Consider the following 20449-nt stretch of genomic DNA (forward strand, 5'->3'; position numbering starts at 1 on the left):
GCCCGAAATGGGCCGTGATGGTCAATATTTCGGTTACTGGGCAGTGATGTCAGGTTCGCATGCATTCTTCAAGCATGAAGAATGCATTCAGCAAGGCCTGCTTGCGATCAAGATGCAAACCGCGGGTCGCGCCCATCAATTCGTTGATCTTTTCCCATACCTCCAGCCATTGATCAAGCGGTTGCGCAGCAGCCATGCGTTGCATGGCAGGCAACTCGCCTTCGACCACTTCACGTGGCGGCTGTCCGGTGGCGGCAAAACGGATCATGCGGGCCAGCCACCAATGCAAAAGTTCGGTCACGGTTGCAAAGGCCGCATCCTTGTCCGCCGCAGAAAAACGTTCGGCAAACTTGTGCTGGGCTGCGACATCGGCATTGGGCAAGCTGGCAATCAGATTGACCAGTTCGGTGTAAAGCTCAAGCCCGCCGACTTCATGGAGTTGAAGGGCACGGCCAATGCTTCCTTCGGCAAGCCCCGAGAGCGCATCACGATCACCAAGATCCATATCCGGGCAATAACGTCCCAACAGATCAACAACCTGATGATCTTCAAGTGCACTCAGGTTCAGACGACGACAGCGTGATCGAATGGTTGGCAACAAGCGCCCCGGATGATGTGCAACCAGGATCATCATTGCATTCGCAGGCGGTTCTTCAAGAACCTTCAGGATTGCGTTGGCGGCGTTGCGGTTTAACTCATCGGCGGCATCAACAATGACGATCCGCCAGCCGCCTTCGGCCGCAGTTTTGGACATGAAGTTGCCAACCGTTCGAACGCTGGCAACTGTGATTTCGCCCTGCAGGCGCTTTTTCTTGTCATCATACTGGCGCTCGATGACCTTGAGGTCACCGTGACCGCCGCCGGCAATACGCCGTGCAACCGGGTCTTCCGGATCGACATAAAGACCATCAGACTGATCGCCAAACAGACCTGCCCCGCCATTCTCGCCGCCGCCAGACAAAATGAACCGCGCCATTCGATAGGCAAGCGTTGCCTTCCCGATGCCGCGCGGGCCGCACAAAAGCCATGCGTGATGCATGCGTTTGCTGTTCCAGGCATCTAGAACCGTTTTTTCGGCTTCTTCATGACCAAGAAGTGCGTCGTTACGACGGGGTGCAAACGGATTTTCGTCTTCGGAAAGATCGCTATTTCCTGCCATCGGGGATTACACCCCCTGCCCGGCAAGGCATTCCTGAACTGTCGCAATGACGCGTTCGGTCACAGCTTTGACGTCGCCTTGCGCATCAATTATGCGGCAACGTTCAGGTTCCGATGCGGCAATTTCACGGAAACCGTCACGCAAACGTTGGTGAAATTCAATCCCCATCCGTTCAAACCGGTCTTCAGCAGCGCTGACATTGGCAAAACGTGCCCCGGCACGTTCAAGTCCCACTTCAACGGGAAGATCAAACATCAAGGTCAGATCCGGCTTGAAGCCATCAATCGCCAGTGCCCAGAGATTACGGATATAATCCGCACCAAGACCATGACCATAGCCCTGATAGGCAACCGATGAGTCGGCAAAGCGATCACACAAAACGACCTTTCCGTCTGCAAGTGCCGGACGAATGGTGCGTTCAACGTGATCACGGCGAGATGCAAACATCAAAAGAGCTTCGGTAACGGCATCCCAGCGACCGGGATCCCCGGTCAGCAGCAAGGTACGAATTTCCTCGGCCCCCGGTGAACCACCGGGTTCACGGGTTACAACGACATCGCGACCATTCTCGCGGAACCAGTTTTCTAGGCAGCGGATCTGGGTCGATTTTCCGCTGCCCTCACCGCCTTCAAAGCTGATGAACAAGCCGGGCTTGTCGATCACCCGTTTGCCCCCCACAGAAGGTATTTGATCGCAGCACCGATACGTCCGACGAAGCCGAGACGACCGACATCATGCGCGGCATAAAGCGGAAATTCCCTGGTTTCCTGATCGGGCACGTCAACCTTAAGGGTTGCGATCTGGTCACCTTTGCTGATCGGTGCCGGAATCGGACCGTCATAGACAACAGATACCTTCATATCGCGGCTTGCACTGCGCGGGAGGGTCAAAAGGATTTTCTGATCGGCAACAAGATCGACCTTTGTTTCCGCACCCAGCCAAACGTTGGCAGAACTGATGGTTTCGCCTTCGGCAAACAGGTCATAATTGTCAAATTCACGGAAGCCCCAGTCAAGAAGCTTCTGGGATTCCGTCCGGCGTTCACGAACAGAGTTCAGACCATTTACGACAATAATCAGACGTCGACCATCACGCTCGGCAGATGCGGTCAGACCGTAACCGGCCGACTCAGTATGGCCGGTCTTAAGGCCATCGACACCGGCACTGGTCCCCAGCAACGGATTGCGGTTTGGTTGGCGAATGCCGTTATATGTGAATTCCTTGACCGAATAGAGTGAATAAAGGTCCGGAAAATTGCGAATGGTATCGCGGGCCAGCGTTGCAAGGTCATGAACGGTAACAAGATGTCCTTCTGCGGGCCAACCGGTTGAATTCTTGAAAACCGATTTGGTCATGCCGATATTGCGGGCTTCTTCGGTCATTTCCTCGGCAAAGGCTTCTTCGGTACCCGCCAGGCCCTCGGCAACCACGATAGCTGCATCGTTACCTGACTGGACAATAATTCCGTGCAAAAGGTCAGAAACAGAAACGTCTGAGTTTACCTCGACGAACATCTTCGACCCACCTTTACGCCAAGCTTTTTCACTGACGTGGAAGGTGTCATCCATTGATACACTGCCATCCTTGATATGCTTGAACAACATATGGACAGTCATCATTTTGGTCATGGAAGCAGGTTCGGTGAGTGTATCGCCGTTCTTGTTCAAAAGAACCGTGCCGGTGTCGAAATCCATGATATAGGCTTCGCGCGCATTGGTTTCGATTGCCTGCGCGCTGGTCATAGACATCGCCATGACAGAGCCTAATATCGTGGCTCCGGCCACTACCCGGTTCAGACAGTTTTTGAACGGAATTGGCGCCATCAAAGTCATTACGTCCTAACCTTGTGTAATAAAATCTGTTCCACCAGTCCCCCGGCGGCTTTGTTCTGTTGCTTATGTCGCAAATCCGGCAAAATTGTGCAACACGCTCATGCGACATTTATCAGTATGCGAAATCCACTCAAATAGCTGACAGCAAAGCGGTAGCACAGCATAAGGTTGCAATCAACATCCCGACTTGGCAGCACCGCCATCGGCACATTCGACCACGACTTTTGCACCGTTCTGCCCGGTGGCAATCACGCGCTCAAGAAGGATATCTGCTTCCGGAACCGTATTTAACGGCCCAAGACGAACCCGGTAAAAGGTCGTCCCTTTTACCTCGATGGGTTCGATCTTGCTTGGTGCCAGATCATAAAGCCGATTACGCAAGTTCAGGGCGTTATCATAGATTGAGAAGGCCCCTGCCTGAACGTAAATGGCTGAATTCGTTACGGGCTCGATATTGATAATAGCAGCCTCTTCTACGGTACCCTCAAGTGGGGCACTGGTGAGGATCGGCCCTGATGCCGGAGGCGTCAATTTTATCTGCGAAGTCGTTGGTTGGCCGGTTTCGGTGATCGGGCCATCGTCAAGGCGAACGGTTTCGACCACATCACGCGGTGCGGCAGTAACTGTATTCTGTTCGGCGACAGTAACTTGCGGTGCCGCCTTTCCCTGCGCGATAGCTGCAATCTGACGGCTTTCTGCCTCGATCACTTCGACCATGACCTTGGCCGTGCCCTTCTTCTCGAACCCCAGCAACTGGGCCGCACGGCGTGACATGTCAATGATACGCCCATGCGCAAACGGTCCCCGGTCATTGACGCGGACCTTGAGTGATTTGCCGTTTTCAAGATTGGTGACACGCACAATACTCGGTAGCGGCAATGTGCGGTGTGCGGCAGAGATCTCGTACTGGTCAAACACTTCGCCATTGGCGGTTTTCTTGCCATGGAATTTGGGCCCGTACCAGGATGCGATACCGGTTTCGCTATATTCATAATCGACAGCCGGATAGTACCACTGACCAGCAATTTCATAGGGATTGCCGATCTTGTAGTTACCAATCTGTGTCGGTTGGGACTGAACGCCACCAAGTCGTTTGACACCGTGAACGGCAAGCTGGGTTTCTGCGCAGCCAGCCAAAAGCATACCAAGTGCAACCACGGACAGTCCGAGGCGGCTATTTGTCCGCAGTCGCCCAAAAGCACTTTTTCTTGGTTTTGGCATCAAGGTGTCCCCGCTTAAAGATGCTCTGTATTTGATGGCAACGAATGATCTTCGTCACCTGGACATTAAAACTTTATTGCCCGGCTATCGCGTCAGCCAGTGTTCCCACGGCGATTGCGAAATAGGTCGATCGGTTCCAATGCATGATGGTGTGGAAATTGTTATAAACCATATATGCCGGTCCTTCACCGTCATTTACGGTAACAATTGATGCATCCATATCTGCCGTTGGCAGATTGGCCCCACCGGGCATGCGAACGCCAAGTTCCTGCCATTCCGAGATTGGTTTGCGAATATCGCGACCAATCAGGGATTTATCCAGATCCTTGGGAATGCTGACCTTGCGCCCCCAGCGTTCATCCCCTTTCCAGCCGACGGTCGAAAGATAGTTGGCAGCCGACGCAAAAACGTCTTCCTTGGCGCCCCAAAGATCAATCTTGCCGTCGCCATTCCCGTCGCGTGCGTAATTCAGGAAGGTTGAAGGCATGAACTGCGCTTGCCCCATGGCGCCCGCCCAGGAGCCGGACATGTTTTCAGGCGCAATGTGGCCAGCATCAATGATGGTTAGAGCGTTCATCAGTTCCTTGCGGAAATATTCCGCCCGACGACCTTCAAAGGCAAGAGTTGCCAGTGAGTCGACGACGGAATAGCCGCCAGTATGCCGTCCAAAACCGGTCTCGATCCCCCAAAAGGCCGTCAGATAGTGACCCGGCACACCATATTTTTTTGCTGCGGCATCAATGATCGCGCGATTTTCGGCATATTTCCTGCGGCCCTCGTTGATCCGTGACTGCGGGACAACGCGTTGAATATACTGCTCAAAAGTCAGTTTGAATTCAGGCTGGCTGCGATCATACTCGATCACCTTGGGGATCGGTTTGGTATTGGCAAAGGCAACATCGAGGGTTGGCTGGGAAATGCCTTTGGCGGCGGCTTCTTTTTTGAAGTCAACCAACCATTCCTCAAATCCTTCGGTGGTGAATTCTGGAAGTTTTTCATCGGTCTGTGCAAAGGCCGGCGCATTGGCGGTCAAAACAGTAAGCACAGAGGCGGCGGTCAGCAATTTCCAGAATTTCATCAAAGGCCTCATCCAGGATGTTCAGTTGCCGGTTCCCAACGGCTTTGGCCCCGGAAACCACTCATTTGTTCGCCCGGTCCGGTAATAAGCGGTCAAACCAACCCATTCCCGCAAACCACGGCTTAGGGATTTGATAGCGCCTGAGACGTTAAGACTTGCTAAATGGATCTCATCTGATGTGAAACTGACGACCGGATACGGAGTAATGTTCCAGCCCGCCTGCCGAAAAACGCCAGCTGCACGCGGCATATGATCTGCGGAAGTGACTAATACCCAAGACTTTTGTGCCAGTTCCGGCCAGCTTCCATAAATGAGATCACATGAATTTAGGGCATTCTCATATGAGTTCCGTGCGTTGGTTTCGAAATAAATATTCGGTCTTAACAGGTTCGAATCGTCCAGCCAGTTGCGCAGTGCAGCCGCCTCACTAAAACCGCGATCATTTAGCACTCCGTCTTTGCCCGTGAAGATCACAGGATTTATCAGGATATTTGGTCGCCATTCGGAGCATTGTAAATATTCGATCCGGGGCACTTAGGAACTGAACATCCCCGCGCTGAAGATAGCTGTTTGGGTCAATCGAGCCCGATAGGGTAATCACCCCTGCAAATTCTGATCCATTGAGGTCCGCTTTTTCAAAGCGCGCTTCGAGGGTTATGGGCAACAGTGCTCCTACGGGAATGATGGTGATCAGCAATGATGCAATAGTGGCGAATAACAATCCGGCAAAAGCAAAACGACGTGTCCTGCGCAAACAGATCAGGCCAACAAGGATCAACAACAATATCCCGTGCATGAGCCCGATATTGATCAGGTAGCTAAGGGTTCTGAGAGAAAATAAAAAACGTGATACTGGCCCGAAAGATGGTTCGCCTTATGGTTGCCGGTACCTTGCTGAAATCACATTATTTCGCCAGCATTTGATGCAATGTTTGATTGGCCTATTGACAGGGCAGCGCGCCCAATTTATTGAAAGCGCCCAGAGCAATAAGCTCCGACCATTTTTGCGGAGAGGTGGCAGAGTGGTTGAATGCAACGGTCTTGAAAACCGTCGTGCCTTTACGGGTACCGTGGGTTCGAATCCCACCCTCTCCGCCATTTACTCAAGATCGCACAAAATCTCTGATTTTTTAGCGCAGAACACGACGTTACTGCGAAACGCTGTGTTGTATCTGTGGTCGCACCAAACACGATTATTGTTAAAAGGTCCGAGCAATGAGCGAACTACCGTCCTGCCCGAAATGTGAGTCACCTTACACCTATGAAGATGGCGAACTGTTGATCTGCCCGGAATGTGCGCATGAATGGTCTGCTTCAGGTGACGCAGCTGGCGCGACGGTTGTACGTGACTCAAACGGTACCCCGCTTGTTGATGGGGATACGGTAACTGTCATCAAGGATTTGAAGGTCAAGGGATCATCGGCGGTCGTCAAGGTCGGGACCAAGGTCAAAGGCATTCGTCTTGTCGATGGCGACCACGATATTGATTGTAAAATCCCGGGTATCGGTCAGATGGGCTTGAAATCCGAATTCGTGAAAAAAGTATCAGATTGATTTTCTGACAACCTTGATTTTCAGAAAAAGAAAAAGCGCACCGGTCTGGTGCGCTTTTGTTGTTTTATGGCCGAGGCGTGTTGTTAATCTGCCCCACCAGTACGGAATGTGCTGCCTGGTTTCGGGTTTATCACACGCTGGATCAGCAGGATTGCGATAGCCAGTCCAATGCCGATCAGATCGGTAACCAGTCCGCCAGCAATCATGAACAATGCTGAAATGACCAGTGCAATGCGCAGGAACCACACTGCACTTCGCCCAAGGAACCATCCCTGAACACCGGCAGACAGCAGGAATACCCCGGCCACGGCCGTAATGAACGCCTGGCCGATCTGAAGGTAAGTCCCATCCATCAAAATAGCCGCGTTATAGAAGAACATGAACGGCACAATGAAGGCCGCAATGCCAATCTTGAACGAAGCCACTGACGTTTCCATCGGGTTTGCACCCGATATCCCGGCAGCAGCATAGGAAGCCAGTGCGACGGGTGGCGTGATGGCTGAAACGACTGCAAAGTAGAACACGAAGAAATGTGCAGTAAGTGGTTCAATTCCAAGCTCAATCAATCCCGGAGCAACCACCGATGCAGCAACCGCATAGGCCGCCGTTGTTGGCATGCCCATTCCCAGAAGGATGGCGATCAGCATGGCAAAGATCAGGGCCAGCAACTGTGACGCTTCTGCAAGACCCAGTAACAGGTTCGAGAACCGTGCGCCGACACCTGTCAGCGCGATCACGCCAACGATGATCCCGGCACAGGCACAAACTGCAATGATCTGAATCGACATCCCGCCTGCCAGTTCAAATGCCTTGGCAACGGATTTGATCCCTACGCGGTTTGGTGTAAGCCAACTGACAACCACAGCTGCAACAGTTGCCAATGTTCCAGCCCGGATAACCGAATAGCCAAGGAACAGGGCTACGATCAGGATGATGATGGGCAGGAACAGATAGACCTGCTTTACCATCGTATGGAAGCGCGGCAGTTCTTCTTCGCGCATGCCACGCATACCAAGTTTGGCTGCTTCGAAGTCGACCATGAAATAGATCGACACAAAGTAAAGGATCGCCGGGATCACAGCCGCGATGGCAATGTCGGTATATGGGATACCGGTGATTTCGGCCATGATGAAGGCCCCTGCCCCCATAATTGGCGGCATGATCTGGCCACCGGTCGAAGCTGCAGCTTCAATCGCACCGGCCGTTTTCTTGTGGTAACCGACCTTTTTCATCAAAGGGATGGTCAGCGAGCCGGTTGCCACAACGTTACCCGCAGACGTGCCGTTGATCATTCCCATCAGGCCAGAAGCAAAGATTGCAACCTTTGCAGGACCACCACGGGCACGTCCGGCCACCGAGAAGGCAAAGTTCACAAAATAGTCGCCAACCTTTGATGCCTGCAGGAACGCGGCAAAGATGATGAACAAAATGATATAGGTCGATGAAACGGCAGTCGTCGGGCCAAGAATACCGGCATCAGTATAGACCTGGCTAAAGAAGCGCTGCCAGGTGATGGCTGGCGATTGCAGGAAGCCCGGCAGGAATTCACCGACAAAAACATAGACCAGAAAAATGGTCGCAATGATCACAAGCGCCAGACCGGCAACGCGGCGTGTCAGCTCCATGATAAGCAACGTGCCCGAGATTGCAGCAATCGAAATACCGATCGGCGCAAAAGGTGTTCCTGTGGAGTTGCGCATAAGCGTGCCGTAAATTGTGATCAAATAGATCGCAACGGCAAGGCCACAAACAGTCAGCACAAAATCAGGTGGTGAATAACGATTACGGGGTGTCTTGTTAAACCAGGATAAAACAATACCACCGACTGTTGCTGCCATCAGTGGAGCACCAAAGACCCATGTCTCGTTGAACTTGATGGTAGCATCAATGCCGTTCCACATTGCGCCATTTTTGATTTCGAAAGCAAAGCTGATTGCGGTTCCGACCGCGACAAAGGCTGGTACCAGGAGAACATATGACAAGTAGCCCAGAAGCGGTGTCTGCCCTGTAGGCTCATCAGCGAACTTGTTGGCAGAGTACCAAAGAAAACCAAGTGCCAGGGCACCCGAAACGTGAACAATACGGAAGTTCCATGTTTCCAACGGAAAATCAGGCAAGAATTCAAGATTAACCAAACCGCCCGTCATTCCAGAAAGCGATACACCATTTAGCGCGAGCATATGAAACGCAGCATAAATGGCGGCAGAAATTGTTATGAAACTGAGGCTCCGTCCCTCGAAAAGGCGACGATTATGTTCAATCGGCTCTTCATCCACGCCATCGGCAATGAGGTGTTCGTCATCCGGTTTATTTGGTTCGGTCATCAGGTTTCCCCACACTCTCTGGTCATTTGTTATTCGCAGGCTTCTTTGCGGCGATTGAGCAAAGGCGGGTCACCTTCCGGATGACCCGCCTTGTGTGATCAGATTTTGCTGACTTAGTGGATCATGTCAGCCGGGATGGATGCGCCATGTTCGTTGAACCACTTTGCAGCACCCGGATGCCATTTCATGACCTTGTTCTTGTTCCAGTTTTCCGGAACTGTGGAACGTGCTGCACGGTGAATGGATACCATGCGGGCATTATCCGACATCACAACGTCAGTTGCGGCATAAACAAAGCTTTCCGGAAGATCGCAATTGGCAATCGCAAAGTTCCACATTGACACTGAACGCGCCGGAGCGGTCAGCGTGGTGTATGTGTCTGCAGCAATGTCAAATTCGGACACCGGGAAGGCATCCATAATCTGTTTCTGTTCTGTTTCAGTGAATTCGATGATGTTCACTTTGGTTTGAACTTCAAGCTGGCTAACAGCCGGCACCGGAACACCGGCAGCGAATGCGATCACGTCAAGCAAGCCGTCCTGAAGCTGGCCACCCAGATCGGCCCAGCCACCATTGCGGCGTTCAAACTTTACACCAAGTTCTTCGAGCATCTTCGGAAAATAGGTGTCCGAGGTCGAGCCCGCAGGACCGAAACCGATTTTTGCGCCCTCGGGGATGTCCGAAACAGATGCAATGCCCGATGATGCCAGTGCAGTGATCGAGAACGGTGTCTGATACATCGGGAACATTGCACAAGCACTCGTCATCTGGACGCCCGGTGCAATCGGGTTTGTTCCAGCAAGGGATTCTGCTGCCGGACCCATCGTGGTCATGCCAAATGCCGCTTCGCCGGTGTGAACCAGCGCCATGTTCTGCATTGGTCCGCCGGTAACTTCACCACCACCGGAAATGCCAAGTTCTTCTGCTACAAGGTTCGCCCAACCGGAACCATAGGCAAAATAAGTGCCGCCCTGTGATGCGGTGCCGACCGTAAAGCTGTCTGGCCAACCGGCACGATCCTGCGCCGAGGCTGCTGTGCTCCCAAACGCAAACGCGACCGCCATCCCTGCAATTAATGCGCGTTTCATCTATTTCCTCCGTTTATCGGTGCTTATGTGACGTTGCCTCCCTAGGCAGTTCCACATATGGGGAAACCAAGGGTTGAAGACAACGCGTTCCATAATCAATAACTAAAACAAGGATTTTGGAAAGTGATGTTGGTCTCAGAGGTCATGCGACTTTGGTTGAATGAAATCATTCCAAATATCAAATGACCATAAAACAAAATTATTGCATGTAACTTGATTTACCTTGCTTCAACCGCTTGTAATCGCGAAGGAACGTCCCAACCTCACAAAGGGGATTATTCTTTTGGAGGATGGCGGAATGTCGTTAAATATCGGCAGTAGAATCCTGCTGGCAGCGGCCATGATTGTTGTTGCGACATTTGTCGCCTTTATTCTGTATTTTGATTATCAGCAGCGCACATCCATACAGACAGCTCTGCAATCGAAGCTGACCGAAAGCGGATCGCTTGCAACAGCTGGTATTTCGAACTGGCTGGATGGCAGAAGGCTTTTGGTCGAAAGCCTTGCCAATAATATTGCACGAGACAGCTCCCCTGCTACGGTCAGTGAAATCGCCAGCGGTCAGGCGCTGGCTGAGTCATTTATCTTTTCCTATTTCGGCAGCGCGGACGGTGTGATGACGATGTATCCACCAGATGAATTGCCTGCTGATTACGATCCACGCAAACGCCCTTGGTACAGTGACGCAGTCGCCATCGGTGACAGCACCCTTACCGAACCCTACACTGACGCATCCACCGGGCAGCTGATCGTTACCGCGACGACACCGGTATTTGATGGTTCCAAACTGCTTGGTGTGGTCGGTGGCGATATTAACATCACCATTCTGGGTGATCTGGTGCGCGGCATTGATCTGGGCGGCATTGGTTACGGATTTCTGGTCAATGACCAAGGTACGGTGATCATTCACCCGAATGCAGATTTCACACTGAAGTCGATTAGCGAGGTATTTCCTGAAAACACTCCGGCCGTTACCGAAGGCATGCAGAATGTAATCGAGGGAAATGGCGATCTGCTATTCACATTCTTCAAAGTGAAAGGTTTGCCATCTGTAAACTGGTATCTTGGCTTTGCGCTTGATCGGGATGCTGCATACGCATCCCTGACAGAGTTCCGTTACACGGCAATCATTACTGCCGTCATTGCCGTGCTTGCGATTATGGGGCTTATGGGAGTTCTTGTGCGCGGATGGGTTTCTCGACCGGTTCTCAGCATGACCTCGGCAATGACCCGTCTGGCCAGGGGCGAAAAAGACGTTGATGTCCCCGGCACGGAGCTTAAGGATGAAATCGGGGCCATGGCGGCCGCGGTGTTGGTTTTCAAGAACAATGCTGCCGAAGTAGACCGGCTGGCACATGAGAATGAACAGGCCACCCAGCGAGCAGCCCTTGAGCGCAAACGTGCGCTTGATCAGATGGCAGACAATTTTGAAAAAAGCGTCCTTTCCATCGTTGAAACCGTGGCCGATGCCGCTGAACGAACCCAATCGGTCGCAACCCAGCTTTCTGCCAATGCCGAGGAATCCACAAACCGTGCGGCGGCCGTTTCCAATGCGGCCAATATCACGACGGAAAACGTGCAGGCTGTCGCATCGGCCACCGAGGAACTTTCTGCTGCCATTCGTGAAATCGGCGCCCAGGTTACCCAGTCAATTGACGTCGCAACAGAAGCAGTGGATGGCATTAACAACACCACAGCAACAGTGACCGAACTTGCCGAGGCGGCTGAGCGGATCGGTCAGGTAGTGGGATTAATTCAGGATATCGCGGGACAAACGAACCTGCTGGCCCTGAATGCAACCATCGAAGCTGCCCGAGCTGGTGACGCAGGCAAAGGATTTGCCGTCGTCGCCGGAGAGGTCAAATCCCTTGCCAACCAGACGGACAAGGCGACCGGTGATATCCAGACACAGATTGATGGTATTCAGGGGTCGTCAAATCGTTCTGTCTCCGAGATCGGATCAATCTCGTCCACCATTGAGCGTATTAACGAATTCTGCAATGCGATTGCCGCAGCCGTCGAGCAGCAAGGTGCTGCAACCCGTGAAATTGCAGATAGTGTTCAGCGCGCTGCATCGGGAACACAGGAAGTCTCGCAAAACGTATCTGCTGTATCGCAGGCATCAAGCATGGTGAGCGAAGAGGCGAACTCTCTGCTGACCTCATCCCGGGAGATGCGGCAATTGGCTCAAAGGCTGCGAGAGGAAGTTCTTGGCTTCCTGAAATCGGTGCGCGAAAACGACTAGGGCAGAAACTGACACCCTGCCCGCACCCGAATACAAACACCATCGATCCGCTACGAGGTCGATGGTGTTGTGTATTTCAGGTGAATTTACGGGCAACAATAAGCAAGAGTCTGTGGCTAAGGGCATTTATCCCAAAATATGCGTGGTTTTTTATTGCGTAAAATCACGTAGTACTGCACGATTTTTGCGGCGCGATCACGTCCGCTGTTAATTAAGCGATTGAAACAACAGCTTTATTCATAAAACTGCAAAAAATCAGTGGAAATACGCATCATCCATGGGCAATTATTGATGCCATGAGAGGCGCATAAAAGCGTGTCTTGTGGGGGAGCATCTTTGTCAGATGCTAAGACGAATAAATTTTAGACTCTCAACAGGGAAACTTTTCACTCGCTATGAGCAAAAACATACCCGCCCTACAGGTCGAAGGGATGATCAAAAGCTTTGGGGATCATGAAGTCCTTAAAGGCATTGACCTTACGGCGCATACCGGGGACGTGATTTCGATTATTGGTTCCTCTGGCTCGGGCAAAAGTACGTTCCTGCGGTGCATCAATCTGCTTGAAACCCCGAATGCGGGTAAAGTCCACGTCCACGGCGAACTTATTCGCATGAAGACGCTTAAGGACGGTTCGCAGGAAGCTGCAGACAAAAAACAACTCCAACGTATTCGCACCAAGCTTGCGATGGTGTTCCAGAGCTTCAACCTCTGGAGCCATCTGACCATTCTGGAAAATGTCATCGAAGCGCCTGTGCATGTTCTTGGTGTTCCCAAAAAGGAAGCCATCGAACGCGCCGATGCACTTCTGCACAAGGTCGGCATGTATGAACGTCGCGATTACTATCCGGGTCATGTTTCCGGTGGTCAGCAACAGCGCGCCGCAATTGCACGCGCGCTTGCGATAGAGCCAGAAGTTCTTCTGTTTGATGAGCCGACTTCGGCACTTGACCCGGAGCTTGTTGGTGAAGTGTTGAAGGTTATGACGGATTTGGCCGAAGAAGGCCGCACGATGCTGGTTGTGACCCATGAAATGGGCTTCGCAAAGGGGGTGTCCAGCCACGTTATGTATTTGCATCAGGGTCGGGTTGAAGAATACGGCAATCCGACGGATGTATTCGAGAACCCCAAATCGGAACGTATGAAGCAATTTCTTCAGCGCGATTTCTGATCTGGGCAGGCCGTTTCCGACACAGGTTACGGTCGCGTGAATGGGTGCAAGAGGTTGTGCGCCATTCCAATTTACAAGGGAGAATTTGAATGAAAAACTGGATCAAGGTTGCTTCGGCTGCCGCTATTGGTATCGCACTGAGCGCATCAGCAGCAAATGCGGCGTGGGAAAAGGTTGTTGTCGCAACCGAGGGTGCCTATCCTCCGTTCAACATGGTTGACGAGAACGGCAAACTCATCGGTTTTGATGTAGACTTTGCCAACAAGCTTTGCGAAACCGCTAAAATTGAATGCGAAATCGTTGCTCAGGATTGGGACGGTATGATCCCGGGACTTCTGGCAAAGAAATATGATGCGATCATCGCACAGATGTCGATCACCGAAGAGCGTAAGCGTTCTATCGACTTCACCAACTATTACAGCAACACCCCTGCTGTTTTCGTTGGTAAAGACACCATGAAAATTGAAGCTTACAAAGACGGCGAAGTCATGGAAGACGCGCTTGATGGTATGGTCATCGGCGTACAGCGTTCGACCACCCATGCAAACTTCCTTGAAGACAACTTCCCAAACATTGAAATTCGTATGTACGGCACCCAGGACGAGGCACTTCTTGACCTGACCGCTGGCCGTGTTGACGCGACCCTCGCAGATTCAGGTACGCTTGATGATTGGCTGAAATCTGATGCAGCCAAAGGCTATGGCTTTGTTTCCAACCAGTTCGCTCCGAGCGAGTGGTTCGGTGATGGTGCTGGCATCGGCATCCGTCAGGAAGACCAGGACCTCAAAGAGATCCTTAACAAGGCACTGGCTGAAATGCTTGCAAACGGCTCCTATGACGAGCTGAACAAAAAGTACTTCCCGGCGATCAACCTGCACCCGAATTGATCTGCTGAAATTTCCGGGGCGGCATTGATCTGCCGCCCCGCCCTTATTGTTGTTTCGCGTTTCATATCAGCGGATTGAAACGTATTCAGCATCAAGGAAAGCTGGAGAAACCATGCTCGATTTATACGGCCGCGGATGGCAAATGCTTGAAGGGGGACTGGTTACAGTTCAGCTTTGCCTTACCGTTCTGCCTTTCATGATTATTATCGGTTTGCTGGGCGCATCGGCGAAACTGTCGCCATATCGTTCGCTTCGTATTATCGGGGAAAGCTACACCGTCCTTATTCGCGGTATCCCTGAACTTCTTGTTATTTTATTGATCTATTTCGGCGGCACGATCGCCGTTCAGAATATCGCCGAGATGATTTCCGGCGAAGAGACCCGTGTTGACATCCCTGCTTTCTGGTCTGGTGTGGCTGCACTGGCACTGGTTCAGGGCGCGTTTGCTTCAGAAGTCTTCCGCGCAGCCATGCAATCCATTCCGATCGGCCAGATCGAGGCTGCAACAGCATGCGGCATGACGCCTTCGCAAATTTTCATTCGCATTAAATTGCCGCAACTTTGGCGCTTTGCTTTGCCGGGGCTTAACAACCTGTTTCAGGTCCTGATCAAGGATACCGCACTTATTTCAGTCGTCGGTGTTGAAGAGATCATGCGCAAGGCTGCGATTGGCGCAGGGACAGACAAGGCACCCTTTACCTTCTACCTTGTGGCGATGCTGATGTTTCTTTCATTTACAACAGTTTCGCTTATTGCCTTCAACTATCTTGAAAAGCGGGCTGCCCGCGGTATTGCGAGGGCATAGAAGATGTTTGAAGATCTGATATATGTTCTTGGCAAATACGATACCTGGCTTTGGCGCGGTTTTCTGCTGACGATTGAGCTTCTGGTTATTTCAGTAACATTCGGAACGCTTTTGGCTATCCCGCTTGCCGTTGCACGTGTTTCCAAGAAACTCTGGATTCAGGCCGTACCATTTGCCTTTATTTATGTGTTTCGCGGCACCCCCCTGATCGGGCAGCTGTTCATGATGTATTACGGGGTCGGGCAGCTGATCTCGAACATCGACGGCATTCAGGATCACTGGAGCTGGGCCTATCTTCGCAACCCCTATTGGTATTGCCTACTGACATTTGTCCTCAATACGTCGGCCTATGTTGCAGAAATCATGCGCGGTGGTATCCAGAATGTCCCAAGTGGCGAACTTGAAGCCGCCCGTGCCTGCGGCATGACGCCATGGACCACCTATAGCCGGATCATTTTCCCGCGCATGTGGCAGATGATTTGGCCTGCCTATACCAACGATGTGATTTTCACGCTGAAGGCAACGTCGCTGGCTTCTACGGTGACGATGATGGAACTTACCGGTGCCGCGCGTAAAATCGTGGCCCGTACTGCCCTTCCCTATGAAGCGTTCATCTCAGCCGGTGTGATCTATTTGATCATCGTCTATACGCTGACCTTCGGGTTCAAGGGGATCGAGCGATATCTGCGCCGCAACGAACGTCGCAAGGATAAACAGCCAGGCACCGCAAAAGCTGCATCCGCCTGATAACCAGAAACACGAACAGCCCGGTGGTCAAAGAAAGGTTATTTCCATCTGTTTAATGGGAAACCTGGAGATCACCGGGCTGTTTTGCCCCACGCCACCACATTCAGGAAATCAGAATGCAAGAAGAACGCATTGAGCTCGTGCGCCCGCAGATGGGAACTTCCCGTGCCCTTACCGTGCGCCGCTATGGCAAAGCCGGACAAGGCCCCAAAGCCTATTTTCAGGCCGCCCTTCACGCAGATGAGTTGCCCGGTGTCATTACCCTGCATCATCTTGAAACCCTTCTGAAAGAGGCCGACGCCAAAGGCGAAATCACTGGCGAGATCGTTGTTGTTCCCTTTGCCAATCCAATCGGGTTTACCCAGTACGTAGATATGAAACCGCTTGGCCGGTTCGAGCTGCGCAGCGGTCAGAATTTTAATCGTCATTATCCCGACCTTAGCGCTGCACTGATTGATGCCGTTGATGGCAAGCTTGGTCAGGATGCCGATGAAAACGTCAAACTGATCCGTGCAGAGCTGCGCAAACTGATTACCCAGCACCGCAAGGATGTCAGTCCTTTGACTGATTTGCAGGATCTTCGTCTTACGCTGGCCGAACTTGCCATTGATGCGGATTATGTGATGGATCTGCATTGTGACTGGGAAGCGCCGATGCATCTCTATATCAGCGATCATAACTGGCCAGATGCAGCTGATCTTTCAGCTCAGATCGGGTCTGAATGTTCACTGATTGCCGAGATCAGCGGTGACAACCCGTTTGACGAAGCATTTAGCCGTCCGTGGGTCGAACTACGCCGGGCCTATGGTAACAAGTTCCCGATCCCGATGGCGACTTTGGCGACAACGATCGAACTCCGCGGTGATCGCGATGTGTATGACGAATTTGCCATCCCGGATGCGGAAAATCTGTTCAAGTTCCTGCAGCGCCGTGGTCTGATTGCCGGCGATCCCGGTCCCCTGCCCGAGGCCAAATGTGATGCGACACCGCTTTCGGGTGTCGATCGCGTTTCAGCAGCACATGGCGGTATGGTCGTGTTTGGTGTCGAAGCCGGGGCAAAGGTCAAGGCTGGTCAGGAGCTTGGCTATATTCTGGACTGCGAAACGGGGAATAAAACACCGTTCTCAAGCAAAACCGACGGTGTTTTGTATTCCCGTCTGGGTATTCGTCTGGTCGTGCCGGGTGGTTATCTGTGTTCGGTAGCTGGTGACAAGCCGCTTCCGGGCCGAGAAGGCCAGCTTTTGCTGTCAAAATAAGAGGCGGCGGACCAGATCAGGGCCGTTTCCATCGTTCTGATTGAAACTGTGTTTCGGGACGGATTGATTGATTGTCAAGACAAGGTTGAGTACCTTCTTGGCGATTGATTGATCCGTCTTTATCTTTATGCCGGACCAGTTTGCTGATCCGGTTATTGCCATCATTTGATGTCAGTTTAAATACTGGTGACGCTTGACAGAATAACCGCGCCCGGCGCGTTGCAAGGATGTTTTGATGTTCGACCCGAAAACTGTTTCTGACGTAATTGCCGCTGCCCGCAAAAAGGCAGTCGCGGACGCTGATACTGCACGTCGTGCCATTTCCGTTCTCGACCTTACCAGTCTGAATGATGATGATACGACCGAGGTCATCGAGGCACTGTGCAAGCGCGCCCAGACACCTGAGGGCAATACAGCCGCCGTTTGTGTTTATGCGCCGTTTATCGAAACGTCCTGGCGGGCACTTGGAAAATCAGGTGTTAAAACGGCAACAGTCGTCAATTTCCCTGCCGGTGGTACCAATGCACAGCGCATCGGCGATGAAACGGCTGATTGTGTCTCCAAGGGGGCTGACGAAGTCGATCTGGTTTTCCCCTATAAGGCATTCCTTGATGGTGATAGCGTCATTGCCGCAGATGTGGTTGATGCAACCCGAATGGCATGTGGTCCGATGACCACCATGAAGGTTATTCTTGAAAGTGGCGAGTTCGAGGACCTGAACAAGGTTTATGAAGCAGCCCGTCTTGCCATCAGGCACGGCGCAAACTTTGTTAAAACCTCGACAGGGAAAGTACCAGTCGGTGCTACGCCCGAGGCCGCAGTTGCCATGTTGACCGCAATTCGTGATGCCAGGGAAGAAGACGGTCTTGATGCTGGTTTCAAGGCGTCAGGTGGGGTTAAAACCACCGATGATGCCGCCCTTTATATCGCCATTGCCGATCACATCATGGGAGATGGCTGGGCAAAACCCGATACATTCCGGTTCGGCGCCAGCGGTGTATTGACCGCCCTGCTTGAGACATGTGGCTCAAAACCCTCTGATGCGCCTGCTGCAACGGGAAACTATTGAGAACTGGCAACTACGGAAACAAGTGACTATTTGCGAGACAATGGTCTTGTATGATTTGCGTTGAAGGAAGATATCAATGGCACGTGCCATCATTATCGTTGCAGACAGCTTTGGAATTGGTTCCGCGCCGGATGCGTCGAAATTCGGTGATCAGGGATCGGATACTCTTGGTCATATTGCCGAACATTGCGCCAAGGGGCTGGCTAATAATGATCAGCGTAGCGGGCCGCTCAATATTCCCAATATGGTTGCGCTTGGCCTTGGTGAAGCGGCCAAGGACGCTACCGGTCGTGTACCGCCCGGACTTGATCATGGCGGTGCGATGATTGGTGCCTTTGGCCATGCCAAGGAACTTTCGCGCGGGAAGGATACGCCAAGCGGGCATTGGGAAATCGCCGGTGTGCCGGTTGATTTCGATTGGGGTTATTTCCCGATGACGGTGCCGACCTTTCCACAAGAACTGACCGATGCTCTGATCCAGCAGGCCAATCTTCCGGGAATTCTTGGCAACTGTCATGCATCCGGTACAACAATCATTGCCGAACTTGGCGAAGAACATATCAAAACCGGCAAGCCGATTTGTTATACCTCCGCCGACAGCGTGTTTCAGATTGCCGCACATGAAGAACATTTCGGGCTCGACCGCCTGTATGAAATGTGTGAAATCGCCTTCAAACTTGTAGAGCCCTACAATATCGGCCGTGTGATTGCCCGTCCGTTCGTTGGCGAAAGTCCGGAAACTTTCAAACGGACGTCGAACCGTCGTGATCTTGCCGTCCCGCCGCCCAAGCCCACCTTGCTTGACCAGTTCAGTGCAGCCGGTGGCAATGTGGTTTCGGTTGGCAAGATTGCTGATATCTATGCCCATCGGGGCATTGCCAAAAAGGTCAAGGCGTCCGGAAATATGGCGCTTTTTGATGCGATGATGGGTGAAATCAGCGAAGCCCCCGATAACAGCATCGTGTTCACCAACCTGGTAGACTTCGACATGGAATTCGGTCACCGTCGGGATGTGTCGGGTTATGCCAACGCGCTTGAAGAGTTCGATAAACGTATTCCGGAATTGCGTGCGGTTTTGAAACCCGGTGATCTGGTGATTATTACCGCCGATCATGGCTGTGACCCGACATGGCGCGGCAATGACCATACGCGTGAATTTGTGCCTATCCTTGCTTTTGGACCGGCCATTGCCCCGGGACCGTTCGGAATGCGCGAAACCTTTGCCGATATAGGTCAAACCGTTGCCGATCACCTTGGCATCGCACCACTTCCGGTCGGCACTTCATTTTTGAATGGATGATCTTATGAACTGGCAGGCCGGACAAATTGAACCATCAATGTCGCCGATCAGGATCGAGGCGATCGTCGACACCATTTGTCCGTGGTGCTATATCGGCAAAAAACGTCTTGAAAAAGCATTGGCGCGGGAAAAGCTTGATAACCTGATCATCAATTGGCGTCCTTTCCTGCTCAACCCGGACATGCCAAGTGGTGGCATTGACCGGAAGCTTTATCTGTCAGCAAAGTTCGGTGGTTCGGAAAGTGCTGCACGGGTCTATAAGGCAATCGAAGATGCCGGTGCGGCGGTCGGAATTGATTTCAAATTTGATCAAATCAGGGTTACGCCGGATTCTACAGACTCACATCGTCTGATCTACAAGGTTTGCGCTGAACGGCCCGCTGTCGGCAATGCATTGGTCGAAGATCTGTTTGTTGCCTATTTCCTGAAAGGTCAGGATATCGGCGATATTGATCTGCTTGCCGAAATTGCGGTGAAGCACGGCGAAGATCGCACTGAAATCCTTGAGTATCTTGTTGGTGATATGGATCGCGAGTTTGTCGGTCAGGAAAACCGTGTGGCCCATCAGATGGGCGTAACCGGTGTGCCGTGCTTCCTTTTTAACGGTCGTCATGCGCTGTCTGGTGCACAGGAACCCGACATCTTGCAACGGATGATCCGGTTGGCCCGACAGGAAGAAATACCGGTCTAAGACAATCATGAACATTATTAAAAA

19 protein-coding genes and 1 tRNA gene are annotated in these 20449 nt (G+C 52.1%); 11 read left to right on the forward strand and 9 right to left on the reverse strand.

What is annotated here, in order from left to right; genetic code table 11:
- Window positions 1-49 precede the first annotated feature (49 nt).
- The 7 genes from TH30_RS19455 to TH30_RS22185 all read right to left on the reverse strand — a co-directional run bounded on the left by TH30_RS19455 (window position 50) and on the right by TH30_RS22185 (window position 6068).
- On the reverse strand, window positions 50-1159 hold the full coding sequence (locus tag TH30_RS19455; protein ID WP_114099749.1) for a DNA polymerase III subunit delta': 1110 nt from the start codon (window positions 1157-1159) through the stop codon (window positions 50-52).
- Window positions 1160-1165: 6 nt separating this feature from the next.
- The gene (gene tmk, locus TH30_RS19460; RefSeq protein ID WP_114099824.1) at window positions 1166-1822 is read right to left on the reverse strand and encodes a dTMP kinase; all 657 of its coding nucleotides are present in this window, start codon (window positions 1820-1822) and stop codon (window positions 1166-1168) included.
- On the reverse strand, window positions 1819-2901 hold the full coding sequence (locus TH30_RS19465; RefSeq protein WP_258548796.1) for a D-alanyl-D-alanine carboxypeptidase family protein: 1083 nt from the start codon (window positions 2899-2901) through the stop codon (window positions 1819-1821). The genes tmk and TH30_RS19465 overlap by 4 nt, the downstream gene beginning before the upstream one ends.
- 264 nt (window positions 2902-3165) lie before the next feature.
- Window positions 3166-4149, reverse strand: a complete 984-nt coding sequence (locus tag TH30_RS19470) for a septal ring lytic transglycosylase RlpA family protein (protein ID WP_258548797.1) — start codon at window positions 4147-4149, stop codon at window positions 3166-3168.
- A 136-nt stretch (window positions 4150-4285) separates the two neighbouring features.
- Window positions 4286-5290, reverse strand: a complete 1005-nt coding sequence (locus TH30_RS19475; protein WP_114099752.1) for a lytic murein transglycosylase — start codon at window positions 5288-5290, stop codon at window positions 4286-4288.
- A 21-nt stretch (window positions 5291-5311) separates the two neighbouring features.
- Window positions 5312-5740, reverse strand: a complete 429-nt coding sequence (locus TH30_RS19480) for a YdcF family protein (protein WP_258548798.1) — start codon at window positions 5738-5740, stop codon at window positions 5312-5314.
- Window positions 5730-6068: a hypothetical protein gene (locus TH30_RS22185; protein WP_181850411.1), complete on the reverse strand. Its 339-nt coding sequence runs from the start codon at window positions 6066-6068 to the stop codon at window positions 5730-5732. The genes TH30_RS19480 and TH30_RS22185 overlap by 11 nt, the downstream gene beginning before the upstream one ends.
- A gap of 230 nt (window positions 6069-6298) precedes the next feature.
- On the opposite strand from TH30_RS22185, the gene TH30_RS19485 reads away from it, so the two are divergent.
- A tRNA-Ser gene (locus tag TH30_RS19485) sits at window positions 6299-6388 on the forward strand.
- Between the two features lie 117 nt (window positions 6389-6505).
- The gene (locus TH30_RS19490) at window positions 6506-6844 is read left to right on the forward strand and encodes a zinc ribbon domain-containing protein YjdM (RefSeq protein ID WP_114099754.1); all 339 of its coding nucleotides are present in this window, start codon (window positions 6506-6508) and stop codon (window positions 6842-6844) included.
- Window positions 6845-6927: 83 nt separating this feature from the next.
- Here TH30_RS19490 and TH30_RS19495 read toward each other — a convergent pair whose 3' ends face one another.
- A complete protein-coding gene (locus TH30_RS19495; protein ID WP_114099755.1) occupies window positions 6928-9168 on the reverse strand; it encodes a TRAP transporter permease in 2241 nt (746 codons plus the stop codon).
- 113 nt (window positions 9169-9281) lie between these two features.
- Window positions 9282-10256 (reverse strand): TAXI family TRAP transporter solute-binding subunit, encoded by a 975-nt coding sequence (locus TH30_RS19500; protein ID WP_114099756.1) that lies wholly within the window; start codon window positions 10254-10256, stop codon window positions 9282-9284.
- A 298-nt stretch (window positions 10257-10554) separates the two neighbouring features.
- On the opposite strand from TH30_RS19500, the gene TH30_RS19505 reads away from it, so the two are divergent.
- The 9 genes from TH30_RS19505 (at window position 10555) to TH30_RS19545 (ending at window position 20425) form a co-directional block, all read left to right on the forward strand.
- Window positions 10555-12501 carry a methyl-accepting chemotaxis protein gene (locus tag TH30_RS19505; protein WP_114099825.1) on the forward strand — a complete coding sequence of 649 codons (1947 nt, stop codon included), beginning with the start codon at window positions 10555-10557 and terminating at the stop codon, window positions 12499-12501.
- A gap of 395 nt (window positions 12502-12896) precedes the next feature.
- Window positions 12897-13670 carry an ABC transporter ATP-binding protein gene (locus TH30_RS19510; RefSeq protein WP_114099757.1) on the forward strand — a complete coding sequence of 258 codons (774 nt, stop codon included), beginning with the start codon at window positions 12897-12899 and terminating at the stop codon, window positions 13668-13670.
- Between the two features lie 89 nt (window positions 13671-13759).
- Window positions 13760-14557 carry a transporter substrate-binding domain-containing protein gene (locus tag TH30_RS19515; RefSeq protein ID WP_114099758.1) on the forward strand — a complete coding sequence of 266 codons (798 nt, stop codon included), beginning with the start codon at window positions 13760-13762 and terminating at the stop codon, window positions 14555-14557.
- 112 nt (window positions 14558-14669) lie between these two features.
- On the forward strand, window positions 14670-15362 hold the full coding sequence (locus TH30_RS19520; RefSeq protein ID WP_114099759.1) for an ABC transporter permease: 693 nt from the start codon (window positions 14670-14672) through the stop codon (window positions 15360-15362).
- Window positions 15363-15365: 3 nt separating this feature from the next.
- Entirely contained in the window at window positions 15366-16109 is a 744-nt protein-coding gene (locus tag TH30_RS19525; RefSeq protein WP_114099760.1) for an ABC transporter permease, read from the forward strand.
- A 116-nt stretch (window positions 16110-16225) separates the two neighbouring features.
- Window positions 16226-17365, forward strand: coding sequence for a succinylglutamate desuccinylase/aspartoacylase family protein (locus TH30_RS19530; RefSeq protein ID WP_114099761.1), 1140 nt, complete (start codon window positions 16226-16228; stop codon window positions 17363-17365).
- 235 nt (window positions 17366-17600) lie between these two features.
- Window positions 17601-18434: a deoxyribose-phosphate aldolase gene (deoC, locus tag TH30_RS19535; RefSeq protein ID WP_114099762.1), complete on the forward strand. Its 834-nt coding sequence runs from the start codon at window positions 17601-17603 to the stop codon at window positions 18432-18434.
- 76 nt (window positions 18435-18510) lie between these two features.
- Complete coding sequence (locus tag TH30_RS19540) at window positions 18511-19734, forward strand: phosphopentomutase (RefSeq protein WP_114099763.1); 1224 nt, start codon at window positions 18511-18513, stop codon at window positions 19732-19734.
- Complete coding sequence (locus TH30_RS19545; protein ID WP_258548799.1) at window positions 19727-20425, forward strand: DsbA family oxidoreductase; 699 nt, start codon at window positions 19727-19729, stop codon at window positions 20423-20425. The genes TH30_RS19540 and TH30_RS19545 overlap by 8 nt, the downstream gene beginning before the upstream one ends.
- Window positions 20426-20449 lie beyond the last annotated feature (24 nt).

The sequence above is a fragment of the Thalassospira profundimaris genome, assembly GCF_003326795.1.
GTDB lineage: Bacteria > Pseudomonadota > Alphaproteobacteria > Rhodospirillales > Thalassospiraceae > Thalassospira > Thalassospira profundimaris_C.

Bases quoted from the DNA above. Each gene is read 5' to 3' on its own strand.
- TH30_RS19455 (WP_114099749.1), bottom strand. From the start codon at position 1,159: ATGGCAGGAAATAGCGATCTTTCCGAAGACGAAAATCCGTTTGCACCC.
- TH30_RS19465 (WP_258548796.1), bottom strand. From the start codon at position 2,901: ATGACCAGCGCGCAGGCAATCGAAACCAATGCGCGCGAAGCCTATATC.
- TH30_RS19475 (WP_114099752.1), bottom strand. From the start codon at position 5,290: ATGAAATTCTGGAAATTGCTGACCGCCGCCTCTGTGCTTACTGTTTTG.
- TH30_RS19490 (WP_114099754.1), top strand. From the start codon at position 6,506: ATGAGCGAACTACCGTCCTGCCCGAAATGTGAGTCACCTTACACCTAT.
- TH30_RS19495 (WP_114099755.1), bottom strand. From the start codon at position 9,168: ATGACCGAACCAAATAAACCGGATGACGAACACCTCATTGCCGATGGC.
- TH30_RS19500 (WP_114099756.1), bottom strand. From the start codon at position 10,256: ATGAAACGCGCATTAATTGCAGGGATGGCGGTCGCGTTTGCGTTTGGG.
- TH30_RS19505 (WP_114099825.1), top strand. From the start codon at position 10,555: ATGTCGTTAAATATCGGCAGTAGAATCCTGCTGGCAGCGGCCATGATT.
- TH30_RS19510 (WP_114099757.1), top strand. From the start codon at position 12,897: ATGAGCAAAAACATACCCGCCCTACAGGTCGAAGGGATGATCAAAAGC.
- TH30_RS19515 (WP_114099758.1), top strand. From the start codon at position 13,760: ATGAAAAACTGGATCAAGGTTGCTTCGGCTGCCGCTATTGGTATCGCA.
- TH30_RS19520 (WP_114099759.1), top strand. From the start codon at position 14,670: ATGCTCGATTTATACGGCCGCGGATGGCAAATGCTTGAAGGGGGACTG.
- TH30_RS19525 (WP_114099760.1), top strand. From the start codon at position 15,366: ATGTTTGAAGATCTGATATATGTTCTTGGCAAATACGATACCTGGCTT.
- TH30_RS19530 (WP_114099761.1), top strand. From the start codon at position 16,226: ATGCAAGAAGAACGCATTGAGCTCGTGCGCCCGCAGATGGGAACTTCC.
- deoC (WP_114099762.1), top strand. From the start codon at position 17,601: ATGTTCGACCCGAAAACTGTTTCTGACGTAATTGCCGCTGCCCGCAAA.
- TH30_RS19540 (WP_114099763.1), top strand. From the start codon at position 18,511: ATGGCACGTGCCATCATTATCGTTGCAGACAGCTTTGGAATTGGTTCC.
- TH30_RS19545 (WP_258548799.1), top strand. From the start codon at position 19,727: ATGGATGATCTTATGAACTGGCAGGCCGGACAAATTGAACCATCAATG.